The organism is Bacillus sp. NPDC094077 (genome assembly GCF_050279465.1).
Lineage (GTDB): Bacteria > Bacillota > Bacilli > Bacillales > Bacillaceae_G > Bacillus_A.
The window spans coordinates 104,331-124,722 of sequence record NZ_JBNNUF010000009.1 but is presented as its reverse complement, the minus strand read 5'-3'; the positions used below and the strand labels follow the sequence as shown (position 1 = coordinate 124,722).

The 20,392-nt window shown below is 35.0% G+C and carries 14 protein-coding genes and 2 riboswitches; of the genes, 11 read left to right on the top strand and 3 right to left on the bottom strand.

All coding sequences use genetic code 11. The features are described 5' to 3' along the window. Nucleotides 1-100: 100 nt before the first annotated feature. Nucleotides 101-1,435 (bottom strand): FAD-binding oxidoreductase, encoded by a 1,335-nt coding sequence (locus ACQKNR_RS20500; RefSeq protein ID WP_427320092.1) that lies wholly within the window; start codon nucleotides 1,433-1,435, stop codon nucleotides 101-103. A gap of 243 nt (nucleotides 1,436-1,678) precedes the next feature. On the opposite strand from ACQKNR_RS20500, the gene ACQKNR_RS20495 reads away from it, so the two are divergent. The 4 genes from ACQKNR_RS20495 to ACQKNR_RS20480 all read left to right on the top strand — a co-directional run bounded on the left by ACQKNR_RS20495 (nucleotide 1,679) and on the right by ACQKNR_RS20480 (nucleotide 9,110). Continuing rightward, entirely contained in the window at nucleotides 1,679-3,343 is a 1,665-nt protein-coding gene (locus ACQKNR_RS20495) for a glycoside hydrolase family 13 protein (RefSeq protein ID WP_427320090.1), read from the top strand. Nucleotides 3,344-3,544: 201 nt separating this feature from the next. Further along, nucleotides 3,545-5,182, top strand: coding sequence for a PTS transporter subunit IIBC (locus ACQKNR_RS20490; RefSeq protein WP_427320088.1), 1,638 nt, complete (start codon nucleotides 3,545-3,547; stop codon nucleotides 5,180-5,182). Nucleotides 5,183-5,186: 4 nt separating this feature from the next. Further along, nucleotides 5,187-5,978, top strand: a complete 792-nt coding sequence (locus ACQKNR_RS20485) for an endonuclease/exonuclease/phosphatase family protein (RefSeq protein ID WP_427320086.1) — start codon at nucleotides 5,187-5,189, stop codon at nucleotides 5,976-5,978. 306 nt (nucleotides 5,979-6,284) lie between these two features. Then, nucleotides 6,285-9,110 (top strand): YhgE/Pip family protein, encoded by a 2,826-nt coding sequence (locus tag ACQKNR_RS20480; RefSeq protein ID WP_427320084.1) that lies wholly within the window; start codon nucleotides 6,285-6,287, stop codon nucleotides 9,108-9,110. Between the two features lie 39 nt (nucleotides 9,111-9,149). On the opposite strand, the gene topB is transcribed toward ACQKNR_RS20480, so the two are convergent. Beyond that, entirely contained in the window at nucleotides 9,150-11,339 is a 2,190-nt protein-coding gene (topB, locus tag ACQKNR_RS20475) for a DNA topoisomerase III (RefSeq protein ID WP_427320082.1), read from the bottom strand. Between the two features lie 431 nt (nucleotides 11,340-11,770). Here topB and ACQKNR_RS20470 point away from each other — a divergent pair, with 431 nt between their 5' ends. The 7 genes from ACQKNR_RS20470 (at nucleotide 11,771) to ilvA (ending at nucleotide 18,546) form a co-directional block, all read left to right on the top strand. Further along, complete coding sequence (locus ACQKNR_RS20470) at nucleotides 11,771-12,724, top strand: ABC transporter permease (RefSeq protein ID WP_427320080.1); 954 nt, start codon at nucleotides 11,771-11,773, stop codon at nucleotides 12,722-12,724. Beyond that, nucleotides 12,714-13,685 (top strand): iron chelate uptake ABC transporter family permease subunit, encoded by a 972-nt coding sequence (locus ACQKNR_RS20465; protein WP_427320078.1) that lies wholly within the window; start codon nucleotides 12,714-12,716, stop codon nucleotides 13,683-13,685. The genes ACQKNR_RS20470 and ACQKNR_RS20465 overlap by 11 nt, the downstream gene beginning before the upstream one ends. Next, nucleotides 13,679-14,437 (top strand): ABC transporter ATP-binding protein, encoded by a 759-nt coding sequence (locus ACQKNR_RS20460; RefSeq protein ID WP_427320076.1) that lies wholly within the window; start codon nucleotides 13,679-13,681, stop codon nucleotides 14,435-14,437. Before ACQKNR_RS20465 ends, ACQKNR_RS20460 begins: the two co-directional genes overlap by 7 nt. A gap of 74 nt (nucleotides 14,438-14,511) precedes the next feature. Further along, complete coding sequence (locus tag ACQKNR_RS20455; RefSeq protein ID WP_427320074.1) at nucleotides 14,512-15,456, top strand: siderophore ABC transporter substrate-binding protein; 945 nt, start codon at nucleotides 14,512-14,514, stop codon at nucleotides 15,454-15,456. Between the two features lie 106 nt (nucleotides 15,457-15,562). Continuing rightward, a riboswitch (TPP riboswitch) is annotated at nucleotides 15,563-15,672 on the top strand. Nucleotides 15,673-15,744: 72 nt separating this feature from the next. Continuing rightward, complete coding sequence (gene thiM / locus ACQKNR_RS20450) at nucleotides 15,745-16,554, top strand: hydroxyethylthiazole kinase (protein ID WP_427320072.1); 810 nt, start codon at nucleotides 15,745-15,747, stop codon at nucleotides 16,552-16,554. A 15-nt stretch (nucleotides 16,555-16,569) separates the two neighbouring features. Continuing rightward, the gene (gene thiE, locus ACQKNR_RS20445; protein WP_427320070.1) at nucleotides 16,570-17,229 is read left to right on the top strand and encodes a thiamine phosphate synthase; all 660 of its coding nucleotides are present in this window, start codon (nucleotides 16,570-16,572) and stop codon (nucleotides 17,227-17,229) included. A gap of 108 nt (nucleotides 17,230-17,337) precedes the next feature. Then, complete coding sequence (ilvA, locus tag ACQKNR_RS20440; RefSeq protein WP_427320068.1) at nucleotides 17,338-18,546, top strand: threonine ammonia-lyase; 1,209 nt, start codon at nucleotides 17,338-17,340, stop codon at nucleotides 18,544-18,546. A gap of 67 nt (nucleotides 18,547-18,613) precedes the next feature. Here ilvA and ACQKNR_RS20435 read toward each other — a convergent pair whose 3' ends face one another. Next, on the bottom strand, nucleotides 18,614-19,927 hold the full coding sequence (locus ACQKNR_RS20435; protein WP_000498718.1) for an anaerobic C4-dicarboxylate transporter family protein: 1,314 nt from the start codon (nucleotides 19,925-19,927) through the stop codon (nucleotides 18,614-18,616). Nucleotides 19,928-20,209: 282 nt separating this feature from the next. Continuing rightward, nucleotides 20,210-20,294, top strand: a riboswitch (cyclic di-GMP riboswitch). Nucleotides 20,295-20,392 lie beyond the last annotated feature (98 nt).

Here is a 20,392-nt window from a genome sequence, read left to right as displayed (position 1 = left end):
TAGGAGCAATAATTTGAAACGGTATAGAAAATCAACTTGAATCATCCAACATGCTGCGAGGTAACGGCATATTGGATGATTTTTTATTTTATCGCCTTTTTTACGTATGAAAAGGAGGGATGCTTTGTTGAAAACGAAAAACATTGCAAGGGTCATATATGGTTTTCACTTTACGCAATCTTTGAAAGTTAGAGCCATAATAACTAGTTTGCCAATTTTTAATGTCGATATCGGGCCAATTGACATAGTCACCTAGTGTATAAGGATCTAAGCTTTCTCGTAAATCTTTAACCCAGCGTATATTTCGATTTTCTTCATCATCGCATTTCCAAGAGGTAATGTATTCTTGAGCAATAATTGCTTTACGATGAAAATAAGCTGTTTCAGTAGGCGAAATATTTTCAACAGCACCTATGAGCGATTGATGCCAAATACTCGCATCTTTATTTGGTGCATGAGAAAGAAAATATTGCATGGTTTGAATGCCTTTAAGAGGAATAGGTTTATATACGAAGGAACCGGAGCGCTTGAATTTTTCAGGGATGTTACCGCTGTTAAAAAATTCAACAGCCTTTATATAAGGAACTTCTTCTATAAAGAGAGATGGGCTACCAGTTTCAAGAAGAGGGGATAATAAGGAATGGAGTTCAGAGGGAGGGCCAACAAACTCACCTTGTGCTTCGATTTTATTTTGTTGCTTTGCGAATAATTCAATCGATGAAGTGAGACGTTCGTCTATATAAGGCGCCCAGTTTTGCCACGCTTGAAAGGCAGCAATAAAGTCTTCCCATTCCCATGTAATTGAGAAGATTGATACATTTTTTATAGGATGGACCCGAAAAGTTAAGGAAGTAACAATTCCAAAGTTTCCACCACCACCACCACAGCATGCCCAAAACAAGTTAGGGTTTTCTTGTTCGTTTGCACGAATGAGTTTTGCGCCAAATTTTCCGCACGCTTGTACCATTTCAACTTCTACTAATTGATCACATGTTAATCCAAATAAGCGTGAAAGCATACCGATGCCACCGCCAAGTGTTAGTCCAACAATTCCAACACTTGCACTTGTACCAGCCGGTATTGTAACACCATAATTCCAAAGCTCTTTATAAACAGTGCCAAGATTTGCACCAGCTTCAATTGTTGCTGTTAATTGATCTGTATTAACAGTAATGCGATGCATTTCACTCACATCAATAATAAGCCCTCTATTTAAAAGAGAAAAATTTTCATAGCTATGACGTCCACTTCTTAAACGAAATGGTATATGACGTTCGCGTGCCCATTTTAAGGCGTTACATACATCATTTTTATTTTGACAAAAAACAATAATACAAGGGAGTTTTGGAATACTTAAATTTAAATTTATTCGGGCTACGTCGTAGTCAGGATCTGAGGGAACAACGATACGACCTGTTAGTTTTGTTTGTTTCAATTTATCACTCCTTTCTAAAATAAACAGTGGTTTTTATTAATATATGAAAAGCGTATGTAACGTGTGTGGACAAGAGCAGGTGAGGAATGAGATTTGCCTTTGCGAGAAATAAATAAAGCATAAGAATAAGGAATCTACATAGAGTTCAATGAAAACAGTTGCAAACTATTCATATTTTGTTATGATAGTGTTACGAAAACGTTTGCATAAATTTCCGATGGGATGCAAAAGGAGAGAATGATTATGAATAAGACATGGTGGAAAGAAGCAGTTGCTTATCAAATTTATCCACGAAGCTTTATGGATTCAAATGGTGATGGTATTGGAGATTTACAAGGTATTATTGCAAAACTGGATTATTTAAAAGATTTAGGTATAGATGTAATTTGGATTTGTCCTATGTATAAGTCACCTAATGATGATAATGGTTATGATATTAGTGATTATCAAGATATTATGGATGAGTTTGGTACAATGGCAGATTTTGATGCTTTATTAGATGAAGTTCATAAGCGTGATATGAAGCTTATTATTGATTTAGTTATTAATCATACGAGTGATGAACATCCATGGTTTATTGAATCTCGTTCATCTAAAGACAATCCGAAGCGTGATTGGTATATTTGGCGTGATGGTAAAGATGGTTCGGAACCAAACAACTGGGAAAGTATTTTTAATGGCTCGGCATGGGAATATGACGAAGTAACAGGACAATATTATTTACATTTATTCTCGCGCAAACAACCAGATTTAAACTGGGAGAATAAAGAAGTTCGTGAAGTGTTATACGATACAGTTAATTGGTGGCTTGATAAAGGCATTGATGGTTTTCGTGTTGATGCGATCAGCCATATTAAGAAGGAAGATGGCTTGAAGGATATGCCAAATCCAAAAGAATTAAAATATGTGCCATCTTTTGATAAGCATATGAATGTGAATGGTATTCAGCCTTTACTAGAAGAGTTAAAAGAAAATACATTTTCTAAGTACGATATTATGACTGTTGGCGAAGCAAATGGCGTTAAGATTGAAGATGCTGAGCTTTGGGTTGGAGAAGAGCAAGGTAAATTCAATATGGTATTCCAGTTTGAGCATTTAAGCTTATGGGATGCAGAAAAGAAGAAAGACCTTGATGTTGTAGGATTGAAAAAGGTATTAACGAAATGGCAAAAAGGATTAGAAAATAAGGGATGGAATGCTTTATACATTGAGAATCATGATAAGCCACGTATCGTTTCAACTTGGGGAGATGATAAACAATATTGGCGTGAAAGTGCAACAGCTCTAGGAGCGATGTATTTCTTTATGCACGGTACACCGTTTATTTATCAAGGACAAGAAATTGGTATGACAAATGTTCAATTCCCGAATATTGAAGATTATGATGATGTAGCAATTAAAAATTTATATCGTGAGAAAATTGCAGAGGGCGTATCGCATCAAGATATGATGGAAATTATATGGGCTTCTTGCCGTGATAATTCACGTACACCTATGCAGTGGAACGATGAGATGAATGCTGGCTTTACAACAGGCGCACCTTGGTTTGGGATGAATCCAAACTACAAAGAAATTAATGTTGAAAAGCAGAAAAATGAAGAGAACTCTATTTTCAATTTCTACAAAAAAATGATTGCCTTGAAAAAAGGGAACGATGTATTAAATTATGGTACGTATGATTTACTTTTAGAAGAAGATCCGCAAATTTATGCGTATACACGCACATTACAGGATGAAAAAGTTATTGTAATTAGTAATATCTCAAAAGAAGAAGCTGTGTATAATGAGAGTTCATTCGCATTAGAACGCAAACGTTTGCTTTTAAATAACTACGAAGTTACGGAACATGAAGAAGTAACAACAATCACGTTAAAACCTTATGAAACAAGGGTTTATCGCATTTCATAATAAAAAAGGATGCTCTAAGAGCATCTTTTTTTATGAAAAAAAATAAATTTCTATTGCAATGTGAAAACGCTTTTATTAAAATAGATTTATGAAAACGGTTGCGTAATAAAAAAAGTAATATAAGGAATCGTTTTCAAAAGAGAAACAGAAATTATACTTTCAATCATTATGTTTTTATAAATACAAGGGGAGGAAGAAAAGATGAAAATTACGTCTTTTGATTTTTGGCAGAAGTTCGGAAAAGCATTATTAGTTGTTGTAGCTGTTATGCCAGCAGCTGGTTTAATGATTTCCATCGGTAAGCTCATCGGTATGTCTGCTGGGGATATTAACGCAGTTCATACAATTGCTCGAGTAATGGAAGACATCGGCTGGGCGATTATTACAAATCTGCATATTTTATTTGCAGTAGCAATTGGGGGATCTTGGGCGAAAGATCGCGCAGGTGGTGCGTTTGCAGCACTATTAGCATTCGTCTTAACGAACCGAATTACAGGAGCTATATTTGGTGTAAACGCTGAAATGTTAGCGGATTCAAAAGCAAACGTTTCTTCATTATTAGCAGGAGATTTGCTTGTTAAAGATTACTTTACTTCTGTACTTGGTGCACCAGCACTAAACATGGGAGTTTTCGTAGGGATTATCACAGGTTTCTTAGGAGCTACTTTATATAACAAATATTATAACTATAACAAACTGCCACAGGCATTAGCATTCTTTAATGGAAAACGCTTTGTCCCATTCGTTGTAATCGTTTGGTCTACAGTCACTGCGATTGTATTATCACTTTTATGGCCATTCATCCAAAGCGGATTAAATGAATTTGGTCGCTGGATTGCAGCCTCTAAAGACAGTGCACCAGTTGTTGCACCGTTTGTATATGGAACATTAGAACGTTTATTATTACCATTTGGATTACACCATATGTTAACGATTCCGATGAACTACACAGAGCTAGGCGGAACGTATACAATGTTAACTGGCTCAAAAGTTGGACAAATTGTAGCAGGACAAGATCCATTATGGCTTGCATGGATTACAGACTTAAATAATCTATTAGCAAATGGAGATACGAAAGCATATAACGATTTATTAAATAATGTTGTACCAGCTCGTTTCAAAGCAGGACAAGTTATCGGTTCAACAGCATCTTTAATTGGTATCGCATTCGCGATGTTCCGAAATGTTGATAAAGACAAACGTGCAAAATATAAACCAATGTTCTTATCAGCTGCATTAGCAGTATTCTTAACAGGTGTAACAGAACCAATCGAATTCATGTTCATGTTTATTGCTCCAGTATTATATATTGTATATGCAATTACAACAGGACTAGCATTCGCATTAGCAGATTTAATTAACTTACGTGTTCATGCATTTGGATTTATTGAGTTAATTACTCGTACACCAATGATGATTAACGCAGGTTTAACAAGAGACTTAATTAACTTCGTTATCGTTTCATTAGTGTTCTTCGGTCTTAACTTTACACTATTTAATTTCTTAATTAAAAAATTCAATTTACCAACGCCAGGACGTGCGGGTAACTATATTGATAATGAAGATGAGTCATCAGAAGGAACAGGAAACGTACAAGATGGTTCATTAGCAACAAAAGTTATCGATTTATTAGGTGGAAAAGAAAATATTGCTGACGTAGATGCTTGTATGACACGTTTACGTGTAACGGTAAAAGATTTAGATGTTGTTGCACCAGAAGCACAGTGGAAACAAAATGGTGCTTTAGGACTTATTGTAAAAGATAAAGGTGTACAAGCAGTATATGGCCCGAAAGCTGACGTATTAAAGTCAGACATTCAAGATATGTTAGGTGCGTAATAATATGAAATTGCTAACTTTAAATTGTCACTCTTGGCAAGAAGAGAATCAAATGGAAAAGATAAAATATCTTGCTAAAGTAATTCAAGAAGAAGAGTATGATGTAATCGCATTACAAGAGGTCAGTCAGTCGATACAAGCTGAAAATGTATGCGGTAACAAGAAAGAAGATAATTTTGGACTTTTACTATTAGAAGAGTTAAAAGCGTTACATGTAAAAGATTACAATATTACTTGGGATTTCTCTCATATTGGTTATGACGTGTACGAAGAAGGATTAGCGATTATAACAAAGCATAATATTATAAAAGAAGATACGTTCTTTATATCAAAAAATAAAGATACAACGTATTGGAAAACACGTAAAATTATAAGTGCAACAATTGCTTATAATGGTAAGAATATAACGTTTTATTCTTGCCATCTTGGTTGGTGGAATGATGAAGAAGAGTCATTCCAAGATCAAGTCGATCGTTTGATGGAGCGTGTAGATAGCAATGAACTTTCCTTCTTAATGGGTGATTTTAATAATAATGCTCGTTTACAAGGAGAGGGTTATGAATATATGATGCAAAAAGGTTTGTATGATACATACGAACTAGCAATAGAGAAGGATGAAGGAACAACTGTCCAAGGCGAGATTGCTGGCTGGGATGAAAATAAACATAATTTGCGAATCGATTTAATATTGTGTAACCAAAGTAAAACAGTTCGTTCTTCAAAAGTTATTTTTAATGATACAAACCGAAATGTAATTTCAGATCATTTCGGTGTAGAGATACAATTAGATATATAATAGAAGAAATCCTCACAGATAATAAAAAGCTGTGAGGATTTTTTTAGGAATACAAGTATTTCCAAGAGAAAATACTTGTACTTTTTATGACATTTCCTATATATTTGTTATTATTGAATGTAAAACTAATTTGGTCATTTTGTATGCATACTTTTTTTACTTCGTTATATAATGAAGTAGGTGAAATATTTTATGGGAAAAAATAGTGCATTTTCGTTTAATCCACGATGTAGAAAGTGATATAATTGCAAAATGTATGTATCATTTTCTAAAGAAGGAAAAATATATAATTAGGTGATAACTTCTATGAAACAAATTTGGCGTATTTATAAGACAGATTTACGGAATGTAGCCAAACATTGGGCTGCAATTGTTATTGTTTTAGGATTAATGATTTTACCATCGTTATATGCATGGTTTAACATTAAAGCTTCTTGGGATCCGTACGGAAATACAAAAGAGGTTCCCATTGCAGTTTCTAATCAAGATGCAGGCTCTAATTTGAGAGGAAAAGATATTAATATCGGGAAAGAGATTATAGAGTCTCTTAAGGAAAACAAAAATCTTGGTTGGAAATTTGTAGATGAAAAACAGGCAATTTACGGAGTTGAGCGTGGGGATTATTATGCAAGTATTACAATCCCGAAAGACTTCTCTGAAAAGATTGCAACTGTTCTGGATGAAAATCCACAGAAACCAGAACTTGATTATTATGTAAATGAAAAGGTAAATGCGATTGCACCAAAGATTACAGCAAAAGGTGCATCAGGTATTACAGAAGAGATTAGTAAAAACTTTGTTAAAACAGCAAATGGTGAGATCTTTAAAATTTTCAATGACCTTGGAATCGATTTAGAAACAAACTTACCAAGTATCGAGAAGGTAAAAGATCTTGTATTTAAGTTAGAAGCGCAGTTCCCAGAAATGAATACACTTATGGATAAGGCGCTAGATGATGCAACTCGCGCAGAAGATGTTGTGAAAGTAGCACAAAAAGAGTTACCAGTTGTAGAGAGTGTTATGAATGATGGGCAGGAAGCGTTAGGGAATTTAGATAAGTTCTTTGCAAACAACGATCAAACATTGCAAAATGCACCTGGGACGATACGAAATCATTTAACAACGGCTAAAGATGTAATGGACAAAGCGAATACGTTTACGAACTTTTTAATGAATCCAGGGATAGACCTTTCTGGTATGAAGGGATTACCTGAGTTTCCAGCGCGTCCAGATCTTTCAAAGTTAAATGATGAAGGTTATAAAAATATTGCAAGAAATATTAATCAAACGGTGAATAATGTTTTAAACTCGGGACGTGCAGGAACAGCTTATGCACAAAGTGTTATGGATGGATTGCAAAATGGAAGCATTGATCCAGAGATAGCTAAGAAAAATATTTCGACTATATCTAATAATCTTCAAACGCATATTGACAATCTTTCTTATGTAATTGATGTTATGGCCCGTTTAGAGCAAGGGGCTCAAACTGAGTTTGGGCAAAATTTCTTTAAAACAAGAAAAGAGCATTTAACGGATATTAAGAATGGACAACAAGATTTAAATAATCGTTTTAAACGTTTAAACGATTTAATTAGCACAGGTCAAGAAGTAAAACAAGATGTGCGAGATGGAATCAATCAGAAATTAAATGAAACAAATGCTTTAATCGATCGAGCTGAAAAAGATTACAATGAAACATTTGTAGCAGATTATAAAAAAGCAGTTAGCACAGTGGATCAAGCTAAAGCTGATGCAAATGAAGCGTACGATACTGTGAAAAATGAATATGATAGGGCAAAAAATAATTTTGAAGGTGCTATAGCAGACGTAAATAATAGAGGTGTTAATGGATTAGATAGTACAAAAGTAGCCTTAAACGATTTAAATGGTCAATTACAAGCTACTAATAATCTAATTGGTGATGCGATTCCGGTGCTAGAAAGCACAAATAAGGTATTAGCAGATGCTAATAGCGGAAAAAATCTTAATGGCGGAATTGCAAAATTGAACAAAATACAAAATACTGTTCAAAAAGGTATAGATGCAACGAATAAGGCAACTACACTAATTAACAATGGACAGAAGCCTACAAAAGAGGTTGTAGAAAGTATTAATGAAGCGACTAAAAATGCTTCAGCTCAATTAGGAGATTTCTTAGCAACATATGATTCAGAAATCGTTCCAAACTTTAATGAGGCAATTGAACGTACGAAACGTATGTCTAAAAATACATCTCAAATTTTAAGCGATGCAAACAAAAAGCTTCCAGATGTTAAAAAATTACTAGAAGATTCATCAAAAGGCTTAGTAGATGGTAAAACGAAATTAGCAGACATTAAAGCTGAAATGCCAGAGACTGAGAAAAAGATTAAAGAATTAGCAGATAAAATTCGTGATTTTGAATCAGAAGAGGATTTAAAAGATATCATACGCTTACTGAAGAACGATGTTGAAAAGCAAAGTGATTACTTTGCGAATCCAGTAAATTTAAAAGAGAATAAATTATTTGCGATGCCGAACTACGGTTCAGCGATGTCACCATTCTATACAGTGCTTGCATTATGGGTAGGCGCATTATTAATGGTTTCGTTATTAACGGTAGAAGTACACGAAGAGGGCGCAAATTATAAGAGTCATGAAATTTACTTCGGACGTTTATTAACATTCTTAACGATAGGTCTTTCACAAGCATTTATCGTATCAATGGGAGATATCTTCTTACTCGGTACGTACGTAGTTGATAAGTTCTGGTTTGTGTTATTTAGTTTATTTATTGGTGGAGTCTTCGTTTGTATCGTATACTCACTCGTTTCTATTTTCGGAAACGTTGGGAAATCGATGGCGATTATTTTACTTGTACTACAAGTAGCAGGATCGGGCGGAACATTCCCAATTCAAATGACACCGGCGTTCTTCCAAGCAATTTATCCGTTTTTACCATTCACATATGCAATTAGTGCAATTCGTGAAACCGTTGGCGGAATGCTTTGGGATATAGTAACAAGAGATTTACTTGTACTAAGTGCTTTCGTAGTAGTTATGGTTGTTGCTGCGTTATTACTGAAAACACCAATTAACAAATCAAGTGAAAAATTCGTTGAGAATGCAAAAGGAAGTAAAATCATTCATTAATAAAAAGGTTCCTACCGATAGAGGTAGGAACCTTTTTGGTTAATCAAATTTTAATTTCTTTAATGCTTCTGCGAACGGGTTGTTTAATGGTTCTTCTTCTTTTTTCTGTTGTTTCATATATTTTTGAACGTCGCGTTTATCAGCTTTGTTTCCAGATTCTTTTTTACGTCTTTCTTGGAATGTAGATAATTTCTCGCGATAGCCACATTTACATGCGAAAATTTGGCCAGCACCTTCCCCACGTAATTCTAGTTTCTTCTTACATTGCGGACAGCGAGCATTTGTTGTACGAGATACATTTTTACGATGACCGCATTCACGGTCTTGGCAAACGAGCATTTTTCCTTTTTTACCGTTTACCTCTAGCATCGGTTTACCGCAATCTGGACAAGACTTCGTTGAAATGTTGTCATGCTTATATTTTTTATCGCTCGATTTAATTTCAGCAACGATTTCTTTCGTATAGTTCTTCATTTCCGAAATGAATACTTCTTTCTTTAATTTTCCTTTTGCAATTGCCTCGAGTTTTTGTTCCCATTCCCCAGTTAGTGTAGGCGATTTTAACTCTTCGGGTACTAAATCAAGTAACTGACGCCCTTTTGATGTAATGTGAATATCTTTACCACGTTTTTCAATTAAGAATGAATTAAAGAGTTTGTCGATAATATCTGCACGTGTCGCTACAGTACCTAATCCACCCGTTGATTTTAACGTATCAGCAAGTTGTTTATTTTGCGTATCCATGTATTTTGTAGGATTCTCCATGGCTGAAAGTAAAGTTGCTTCGTTAAATCTTGCAGGTGGCTTTGTTTGACCTGATGTTTGCATAATTAGTTTTATAGTTAATGTATCGCCTTTTTCAATGCGAGGTAACATTTGTTCTTTTACATCATCCGTTACATCATCATCTTCAAAATGGTTTTCATATACTTCTTTCCAACCAGCGTGCAAAATTGTTTTTCCGCGTGCAATGAATGTTTCATTACCAACTTTTGTACGTAACGTTAGTTGTTCGTATTCGAATGCTGGGAATAAAACAGCTAAGAAACGTTTTACAACTAAATCATAAATTTTACGTTCTTTATCTGTGAAAGCTGAGAAGTTAACGTATCCTTCTGTTGGGATAATCGCATGATGGTCGCTTACTTTACTATCATCAACAAATGATTTATTAGATTTGATTGGCTTTTGTAACACTTTATGCGCTAAAGGACGGTATTCTCCGACGCCACACGCTTTTAGACGTTCTGGAAGTGTTCCAACGATATCAGATGAAATGTAGCGTGAATCTGTACGAGGATACGTTAGCACTTTATGTTGTTCATATAACTTCTGCATAATGTTTAATGTTTCCTTAGCAGAGTAACCAAACTTTTTATTTGCATCACGTTGCAATTCAGTTAAATCGTAAAGACCAGGAGAGAATGACTTCTTCTGTTTTTTATCAATTTCCACAACAGTGGCATTTTGTTTATCTAGATTTTTTACAATACCATCAATTTTTTCTTTATTAAAACTACGGCTATTACCGTTTGCATCTTGCCAAGTAAGTTTTAACTTATCGGTTGTTTGCGCTTCGATGCCGTAGTAAGTTTGTGCTTTGAAGTTCTTTATTTCATCCTCACGGCTAGCGATCATAGCAACAGTAGGGGTTTGTACACGGCCGCAATTTAACTGGGCATTAAAGCGAGTCGTTAAAGCGCGAGTTGCATTAAGACCGATATACCAGTCAGCTTCTGAACGTGCAACTGCTGAAGCGTATAAATTGTCATAGGCTTTACCTGGTTTTAAATTTGCAAAACCATCTTTAATTGCTTTATCGGTTACAGAAGAAATCCATAAACGTTTGATTGGTTTATTTAGCTTAACTTTATCGATAATCCAACGAGCAACCAATTCCCCTTCACGTCCAGCGTCTGTTGCTACAATGATTTCATTTACATCTTTTCTAAGTAGCTGACTTTTTACAGCATTAAATTGTTTACCAGTTTGTTTAATAATCGTTAATTTCAAACGTTCTGGTAGCATTGGTAAATCTTCTAAATTCCACTTTTTATATTTCACATCATAGCTTTCTGGATCTGCTAATGTAACGAGATGACCTAAAGCCCAAGTTACAATATATTTATTTCCTTCAAGATAACCGTTCCCTTTTTTATCACACTTCAGTACGCGAGCAATATCTCGTGCAACGGAAGGTTTTTCAGCGATTACAACGCTTTTTACCATATTTAAAACATCCTTTCAAATTTCCATACGTTAAATATAGCATACATTTTCTTGAGATTCAGTCGCGCTCAAAGTTTGAATGATTTTTGACGAAATGAACGAGTGTGATTTACAAATACAAATAAAAGATTGATATAAATATCAGATTTTAAAGTGTATGCGTTGACATCGTAAATGAATTTCATTATCATTAAAGAAGGTTACCAAAATATTGCCAAAATAATATGTAAGAAATTTGAATTATACATATTAAAACTGTTTTTAATTGATAATGAAATTCAATTTTAATGGTAAAAGGTGAAGAGAGGTTAAACCAAGAGAGTTATGATCTCTATCATTCTATAAATAGACGAGGGGGAAAGATGATAGGATTATAATCTGTTTGAAATCAAATGATGGCGACAGAACATAATCTGCACCATGATGAGACTATGAAAAAAAGATACTTATTTATTATGCTTATTGTTTTATCAGTTGCTTCTATTTTCATTGGTGTAAAAGATGTTAGTTTGAATGATATTTTGCATTGGGATCAAGATAAAATGCAAATCATATTTTTAAGTAGGCTACCTCGTTTAATTAGTATCGTTGTTGCTGGTGTTAGCTTAAGTATAAGTGGGTTAATTATGCAGCAATTAAGTAGAAATAAATTTGTATCGCCGACAACAGCCGGTACGATGGATAGTGCGAAATTAGGGGTGCTTGTATCATTGATGTTGTTTACAACAGCAAGTCCTCTTGAAAAAATGTTTATTGCATTTATTTTTGCACTAGCAGGTACATTTTTATTTATGGAAATTTTAAAGCGAATTAAGTTTAAGGATGCCATATTCATCCCGCTTGTTGGGATTATGTTTGGAAATATTATTAGTTCCATTACAACATTTTTTGCTTATAAATACGACTTAATTCAAAATATCAATTCATGGCTACAAGGTGATTTTTCAATGATTATGAAAGGGAGATACGAGATTTTATATTTCAGTATTCCGCTTGTAATTATCGCATTTTTATATGCGAATCGTTTTACCGTTGCTGGAATGGGAGAGGACTTTGCAGCGAATTTAGGAATGAATTATAAGAGAGTGCTAAATCTTGGACTCGTGATCGTTTCTTTAATCTCTGCATTAGTTGTTTTAACGGTTGGAATGATTCCATTCTTAGGACTGATTATTCCAAACATCGTTTCTATCTATCGCGGGGACAATTTGAAAAATAGTTTGCCTCATACTGCCTTATTAGGAGCAGTTTTTGTACTAGCTTGCGATATACTCGGCAGAGTCGTCATTTATCCGTACGAGATTTCTATTGGTTTAACAGTAGGAGTAATCGGAAGCGGAATCTTCCTTTATTTATTGATGAGGAGAAACGCATATGCAGCATAGAAAACCGAAGAATTATAAGTTGATGTTAGCAATCCTTGCCATTTTAGCTGTAGTGTCCGTTGTAATCTTTTTGTTCATTAATTTAAATATGAACACATTAGAGTATGCGTTACCAAGAAGAGCGAAAAAAGTGCTAGCAATGGTAATAACGGGCGGAGCAATCGCATTTTCGTCTATGCTTTTCCAAACAGTTAGTAATAACCGGATCTTAACACCGAGTGTTATCGGTTTAGATTCACTTTATATGTTCGTACAAACTGTTGTTGTATTTGTATTTGGATCGCAACATTTTGCAATGATGAATACAAATGTAAATTTTCTTATATCAGTAAGTGCAATGGTGATTTTTTCACTATTTCTCTATAAATTTCTATTTAAAAGAGAAGGAAGTAATATATATTTCTTACTCTTAATCGGATTAATATTTGGGACATTCTTTCAAAGTTTATCGTCCTTTATGCAAGTACTTATTGATCCAAATGAATTTCAAATTGTGCAAGGAAAGATGTTTGCAAGCGTCAATAACGTGAAAACAGAGTTACTGACAGTGTCTATTATTGGAATTGTATTAGTTATTGCCTACATATATAAAGAGTTGAAATTGCTAGATGTATTATCGCTCGGAAGAGAAGAGGCAATTAACCTAGGCGTAGATTATGACAAAGTCGTAAAAAAACTTTTAATTGCAATCGCAATTTTAGTCTCTATTTCTACGGCGTTAGTTGGACCAATTACGTTTTTAGGATTACTGGTAGTCAATGTTGCACGTGAATTCTTGTATACATATAAGCACAAATATTTAATTATAGGTTCTATCTTTATTAGTATTATCGCCTTAGTAGGTGGACAATTGATTGTTGAGAGAGTGTTCGAATTTAACACGACTTTAAGTGTCATTGTTAACTTCGTCGGTGGTGTGTACTTCATTTATCTTCTATTAAAGGAGAGCAAGTCATGGTAGAAGTAAGAAATATATCAAAGCAATATGGTAATAAAAATGTTGTTGAAAATGTTTCTATTAAAATAGCAAAAGGAAAGATCACATCTTTTATCGGACCAAATGGTGCTGGGAAAAGTACGGTTCTTTCTATGATCAGTAGATTACTAAAAAAAGACGCTGGTGAAATTTATATCGAAGATAAAGAAATTGGTGAGTGGAATAGTAATGATCTTGCTAAAAAAATCTCTATTTTAAAGCAAACGAATCATATAAATTTAAGACTTACTATTCGCGAATTAGTTAGCTTCGGTAGATTTCCTTACTCACAAGGTAATTTAACGCCAGAAGATTGGCAACACATTGAAGAAGCTATCCGCTATATGGAGCTAGAGGATATAGAGCATAAATACTTAGATCAACTAAGTGGTGGACAGAGGCAAAGAGCTTATATCGCAATGGTAATTGCTCAAAATACGGAGTACATTTTGTTAGATGAGCCACTTAACAACTTGGATATGAAGCACTCTGTACAAATTATGAAAGTGCTGAGACGCCTTGTTGAGGAACTTGGAAAAACAGTTATTATCGTAATTCATGATATAAATTTTGCTTCTTGTTATTCAGACCGTATTGTCGCTTTAAAGGACGGGAAGGTCATGAAAGAAGGTCCAACAAATGAAATCATTGATAAAGCTGTTTTAAAAGATATTTATGATATGGACATCCATATAGAAGAGATATCTGGCAATAACATTTGTATTTACTTTTCATAAGAGGAAGTTATTTTTGATAGTGTAAATGTCCTATCGATTTAAATAATTTTAAAAATTTTATTGAGGTGATTGAAGTGAAGAAATTAGCGATGCTATTATTAACTTTCATGCTTGCTATCGTCGCTGTGGCGTGTAGCAATAATGGTTCTGACAAAAAGACAGAAGCTAGTGAAAGTAAAGCAAAAGAAATTACAATTAAGCATAAATTAGGTGAAACGAAAGTTAAAACAAACCCTAAAAATGTTGTAGTATTTGACTTCGGTTCATTAGATACGTTAGATAAATTAGGTGTGGAAGTAGCCGGTGTGCCACAAAAAAGTGTTCCTAAGTACCTTTCTAAATACGCAGATAAAAAGTATAAAAATGTTGGTGGTTTAAAAGAACCAGACTTTGAAAAAATTAATGAGCTTAACCCAGATTTAATTATTATTTCTGGAAGACAAGCTGATTCGTATAAAGAATTTGAAAAAATCGCTCCAACAATTTACGTAGAACAAGATACAAAAGATTACATGAAATCATTTAAAGAAAACACAGAAATGTTAGCAAAAATCTTCGGTAAAGAAGATGCAGCGAAAAAAGAAATTGCAGCAGTTGAAAAAGACGTTGCAGCATTAAATGAAAAAGCTACGAAAAGCGATAAAAAAGGTTTGATCCTTCTTGCGAATGATGGTCAAGTAAGTGCATACGGTCCACAATCTCGCTTCGGTATTATTCACGATGTATTTGGTGTAAAACCTGTTGACACAGAACTTAAAGCAGATACACATGGTAATAAAGTTTCATTCGAATATATTCTTGAGAAAAACCCAGATTACATCTTTGTAGTAGATAGAGGCGCTGTTGTTGGCGGGAAATCTTCTGCAAAACAAGTTGTTGAAAACGAAATCGTTAGCAAAACAAACGCTGCGAAAAATGGTAATGTAGTTTACCTTGATGCGAACTACTGGTACCTATCTGGTGGCGGACTTGAGTCTGTATCAGAAATGGTTAAAGAAGTATCAAAAGGTCTAAAATAATCATATAAAAAGAGTGATAGGATGAACATCCTATCACTCTTTTTATATGGGAAGGTAAAGAACTTGTTATTTTACTAGAATGAGAGTAGACTTTGAAGTAGATGAATAATAAACACATGGGAGTTTGTGGATGCAAACTGAGAGTATGACTAATCCGTCATTGACCATTTGAACCTGTTGGATAATGCCAGCGTAGGGAGAGTGTAAAAGCACATGTTCAGGCACTTTGCGTACGCGCAAAGTGCCTTTTTGTGTATCTCCCATCATTATAGTTAGGAGATGAAATGGATGAATATGAAAGAAATTAGTAAAGTAGTGGATTTGGTGAGAGAATCTAATCCGCTCGTTCATAATATTACAAATGTTGTGGTTACAAATTTTACAGCGAACGGTTTGTTAGCACTAGGAGCATCACCTGTAATGGCGTATGCAAAAGAAGAAGTAGCAGAAATGGCTAGCATTGCTGGAGCGCTAGTATTAAATATGGGAACACTTCGTCCTGAAGAAGTAGAAGCGATGTTACTTGCTGGTAAATCAGCAAATACGAACAATGTACCAGTATTGTTTGATCCAGTTGGCGCAGGAGCAACCTCTTACCGAACAGAAGTTGCGAGACATATTCCAGCTGAAATAGATTTAGCAATAATTCGTGGAAATGCAGCTGAAATAGCTAACGTTATTAATGAGAGATGGGAAATTAAAGGGGTGGACGCTGGTACTGGAAATGGCAATGTTGTAAGTATTGCCAAACAGGCAGCAGACGAATTAAATACAGTTGCGGTGATTACTGGAAAAGAAGATGTTGTTACAGATGGAGAGCAAACTGTTCTTATTCGGAATGGTCATCCTATTTTAACAAAGGTTACGGGAACGGGTTGTTTATTAACTTCTGTAATAGGAGCATTTGTAGCGGTGGAAAAAGATTATGTAAAGGCAGCGGTGGCCGCATTAACATTTTATGGGGTGGCTGCGGAACTAGCAGCGGCTAAAACAGTAGAAAAAGGGCCTGGTAGTTTCCAAATCGAATTTTTAAATCAGTTAGCAAATACCACTTCAGGTGATATTGAGAAATATGGAAAGATTGAAGAGTTAGGGTAAGAGGGAGTGAAAGAAATGGCACGTATTGAAACAGATAAAATGTCAAAGTTATTACAAGTGTATTTTATTATGGGAAGTAATAACTGTACGAAGGATCCATTAGCTGTATTGAAAGAAGCGTTAGATGGTGGGGTGACGCTTTTTCAATTTCGTGAAAAGGGAGAAGGGGCTTTAATCGGAGAGCAGCGTCTACAATTTGCAAAAGAGGTGCAAGCACTCTGTAGGAAATATGGTGTACCGTTTATTGTAAATGACGATGTTGAACTAGCCATCAAATTAGATGCAGATGGTGTACATGTTGGACAAGAGGATGAGAAGATTACTGCTGTTCGTGAAAAAATGGGTAATAAAATTATTGGTGTATCTGCTCATACAATTGAAGAAGCTCGTTTTGCAATTGAAAATGGTGCAGATTATTTAGGTGTTGGCCCTATTTTCCCAACGAATACGAAAAAAGATACAAAAGCTGTGCAAGGAACGAAAGGTTTAGCTTACTTTAGAGAACAAGGAATTACGATACCGATTGTTGGTATTGGTGGAATTACGATTGAAAATACTGCTTCCGTTATAGAAGCAGGTGCGGATGGAGTTTCGGTTATTTCTGCAATTAGCTTAGCAGAATCTGCGTATGAAAGTACGAAGCGATTAGCTGAGGAAGTAAATAAGGGTTTGTAGATAAAAGACCATGTAGTATGAAAATACTGCGTGGTCTTTTGTCGTATAAAACAAAATATGCCGCTTAAACTAGTATGTATAAACATATACTGTTTTGGAGGCGAAGGCATGATTGTATTTCAGGATATTATAGCTGCTTATGAGAAAATGAAGGGCATTGTACATATGACACCATTAGATTATTCAAGTACATTTAGTGAATTATCACAGAATGAAGTGTATTTAAAGCTTGAGAATTTACAAAAGACAGGCTCTTTTAAAGTACGTGGTTCTTATAATAAAATGGTTTCTCTTGAGAAAGGTGATCTAGAAAATGGTGTTGTTGCGGCATCTGCTGGAAATCATGCGCAAGGGGTTGCTTATTCTAGTAATATGCTTAGTATTCCTTGTACGATTGTGATGCCAAAAGGTGCTCCGTTAAGTAAGGTGCTTGCAACAAAAAGGTATGGTGCTCGTGTAGAATTACAAGGTGATGTATTTGATGATGCATTAGCTTATGCACTAGATTTAAAGGAGAAGACAGGAGCGAAATTTGTACATCCATTTGATGATGAAGCAGTAATTGCTGGTCAAGGTACAGTTGGTCTGGAAATATTACAACAGCTAGAAGATGTAGAAGCTGTTATCTGTCCTATTGGAGGTGGGGGATTAATTGCAGGGGTTGCGATGGCAATTAAAGAACAAAAGCCATCAGTAAAAATATACGGTGTACAGACACTTGCTTGTCCGGGAATGAAACAATCACTTGAGGAAAAGAAGGTAATAACAGTAGAGTCGGCGCCAACTATGGCGGATGGAATCGCGGTTAAAAGGCCAGGTGATTTAACTTTTGAACTTGTACAACGTTATGTAGATGATGTATTTTGTGTAGATGAAATGGAAATCGCACGAACGATGTTAATGCTTCTTGAACGGAATAAATTGTTGGTTGAAGGATCTGGTGCGAGCTCATTAGCTTCTTTGCTTTATCATAAAATCCCAATAAGAGAAAAAAAGGTCGTATCCGTACTAAGTGGTGGAAATGTCGATGTAAACTTTATTTCTCGTATTATTGAGCATGGAATGGTTGAAGCAGGACGCTTCATTCACATTGCGACAATGATTAAAGATAAGCCAGGATATTTGCAACATTTACTCGAGATTGTAACAAGTTTTGAAGCGAATGTATTAAATATACATTTAGAACGGATTGGTACAAAGGTATTTCCAGGATATGCGCAATTGCACTTATCATTAGAAACGAAAGATAGAAATCATATTGAAGAAATATTGAGTGGTTTGAAAAAGAAAGGATATGCTGTAGAAGTTATTGATTGAAAAAATTTAAACAAACGTTTGATTAAAAAGCACAAACCTTTTAAAGATGCAGGTTTGTGCTTTTTCTTTAAAACATAATGGAAATTAAGAGCATTCCAATTCCGATAGAAGTGAATGTTGCAATCAGACCAGGAATCATAAAGCTATGATTTAAAACGTATTTACCGATACCTGTTGTACCAGTACGGTCGAAGTTAATGGCAGCAACGATTGTTCCATAGTTTGGAATGAAGAAGTATCCGTTTACTGCAGGGAACATCGCAATTAGTAATGCCGGCGGAATACCAAGAGATAGTCCAAGTGGCATTAAAGCACGAACTGTTGCTGCTTGGCTGTACAGTAAAATAGATAGAATGAATAATGCGATAGCAAATAGCCATGGTGCACTTGTCACTAAATGCTGAATTGATCCTTGAATCATATTTAAGTTGCCGTTAAAGAAAGTATCTCCCATCCAAGCGATACCAAAAATAGCAACAACCGCTGTTGCTCCCGCTTTAAAGACGTTACCAGATACAATGCTTTCTACATTGGGTTTACAGAAAATAATAATAAGAGCTGCGATAGTTAACATAACCATTTCAATTGTGTTTGGCATGGAAAGACGAACTAACTTCCCGTCAACCATCCATCCGGGACGAAGTGCTTCAAATGAACCAAGAAGTACGACAAGAAAAGTTCCTACTAGGAAAAGGATAACTGATAATTTAGCGCCTTTTACACCTACAAATTCTTTTTTCTCTTCAAGCTTAGGAATCATTCCTTCTTTTAATCGTTTTAAGTATTCAGGGTCTTCATTTAATTCTTTCCCCATTTTGCTAGCAACAAATGCAGCTACCATACAAGCAATGAAAGTAGAAGGGATACTTACTTTTAAAATATCTAATAAAGTGATCTTATAGTCAGCTAACATTGCTAAAAGGGCAACGGTTGCAGCTGATATTGGACTAGCTGTAATTGCTTGTTGGGAAGCAATTACGGCAATTGACATTGGGCGTTCCGGTCTAATTCCTGATTCACGAGAGACTTCTGCGATAACAGGAAGTACAGAATAAGCAACATGACCAGTTCCTGCGCATAGTGTAAATAAATAAGTAACAATAGGCGCAAAAAATGTAATGCGCTTTGGATTTTTTCGTAGTGCTTTCTCAGCCAGATGAACAAGATAATCCATTCCACCAGCGGCTTGCAGAGCACCAGCAGCAGTAATTACAGCTAAAATCATAAGCATTACATCGATAGGAGGGGCGGTTGGTTGTAAGTGAAAGACAAAAACGAGTATTGCCATACCAACTCCACCCATTACTCCTAAACCAACTCCGCCTAGGCGTGCACCAATAAAAATGCAGAGTAATAAGGTAAGAAATTGTAGCCAAAACATAAGAAACTACCTCCGAAATTCATAAGTTAAGATATATTCGAATAGTTTAATTTAAAAGAAAATTAATGAAATATCCGAAGGGATCTTTGATTTATATACGTTTTTTATTATATAACATAAAAAAAGTAACATTCACGCATTTTGTTAAATTATTTCGAAAAAATAATACATTGGAATTTTATATTTATATCTCTAAATAAGTAGACATTCTAATTTAAATGTTGTAATCTTGGAAAGAGAATAATTTAATTCTCATAGAACTCCCATATCGTTCAACTCGTTCAGCGAGAAAGGCAAACTGATGGAAACATGAGGGCGCAAAACTATAGGGGCTAAGGTCGAAAGGCTATGCTAGCCAGTTACCGGACGGATAGGGTTGGTCTTGACCAATGCTTTTTACATTGGTCTTTTTTTATTCTCGAACATATTGAGAATCATTTTCAAACAAAATATCCGTATATTTTG

Excerpts from the sequence above, each read along its gene's own strand:
- ACQKNR_RS20495 (WP_427320090.1), top strand. The coding sequence starts at position 1,679 with ATGAATAAGACATGGTGGAAAGAAGCAGTTGCTTATCAAATTTATCCA.
- ACQKNR_RS20490 (WP_427320088.1), top strand. The coding sequence starts at position 3,545 with ATGAAAATTACGTCTTTTGATTTTTGGCAGAAGTTCGGAAAAGCATTA.
- ACQKNR_RS20485 (WP_427320086.1), top strand. The coding sequence starts at position 5,187 with ATGAAATTGCTAACTTTAAATTGTCACTCTTGGCAAGAAGAGAATCAA.
- ACQKNR_RS20480 (WP_427320084.1), top strand. The coding sequence starts at position 6,285 with ATGAAACAAATTTGGCGTATTTATAAGACAGATTTACGGAATGTAGCC.
- topB (WP_427320082.1), bottom strand. The coding sequence starts at position 11,339 with ATGGTAAAAAGCGTTGTAATCGCTGAAAAACCTTCCGTTGCACGAGAT.
- ACQKNR_RS20470 (WP_427320080.1), top strand. The coding sequence starts at position 11,771 with ATGAAAAAAAGATACTTATTTATTATGCTTATTGTTTTATCAGTTGCT.
- ACQKNR_RS20465 (WP_427320078.1), top strand. The coding sequence starts at position 12,714 with ATGCAGCATAGAAAACCGAAGAATTATAAGTTGATGTTAGCAATCCTT.
- ACQKNR_RS20460 (WP_427320076.1), top strand. The coding sequence starts at position 13,679 with ATGGTAGAAGTAAGAAATATATCAAAGCAATATGGTAATAAAAATGTT.
- thiM (WP_427320072.1), top strand. The coding sequence starts at position 15,745 with ATGAATATGAAAGAAATTAGTAAAGTAGTGGATTTGGTGAGAGAATCT.
- thiE (WP_427320070.1), top strand. The coding sequence starts at position 16,570 with ATGGCACGTATTGAAACAGATAAAATGTCAAAGTTATTACAAGTGTAT.
- ilvA (WP_427320068.1), top strand. The coding sequence starts at position 17,338 with ATGATTGTATTTCAGGATATTATAGCTGCTTATGAGAAAATGAAGGGC.
- ACQKNR_RS20435 (WP_000498718.1), bottom strand. The coding sequence starts at position 19,927 with ATGTTTTGGCTACAATTTCTTACCTTATTACTCTGCATTTTTATTGGT.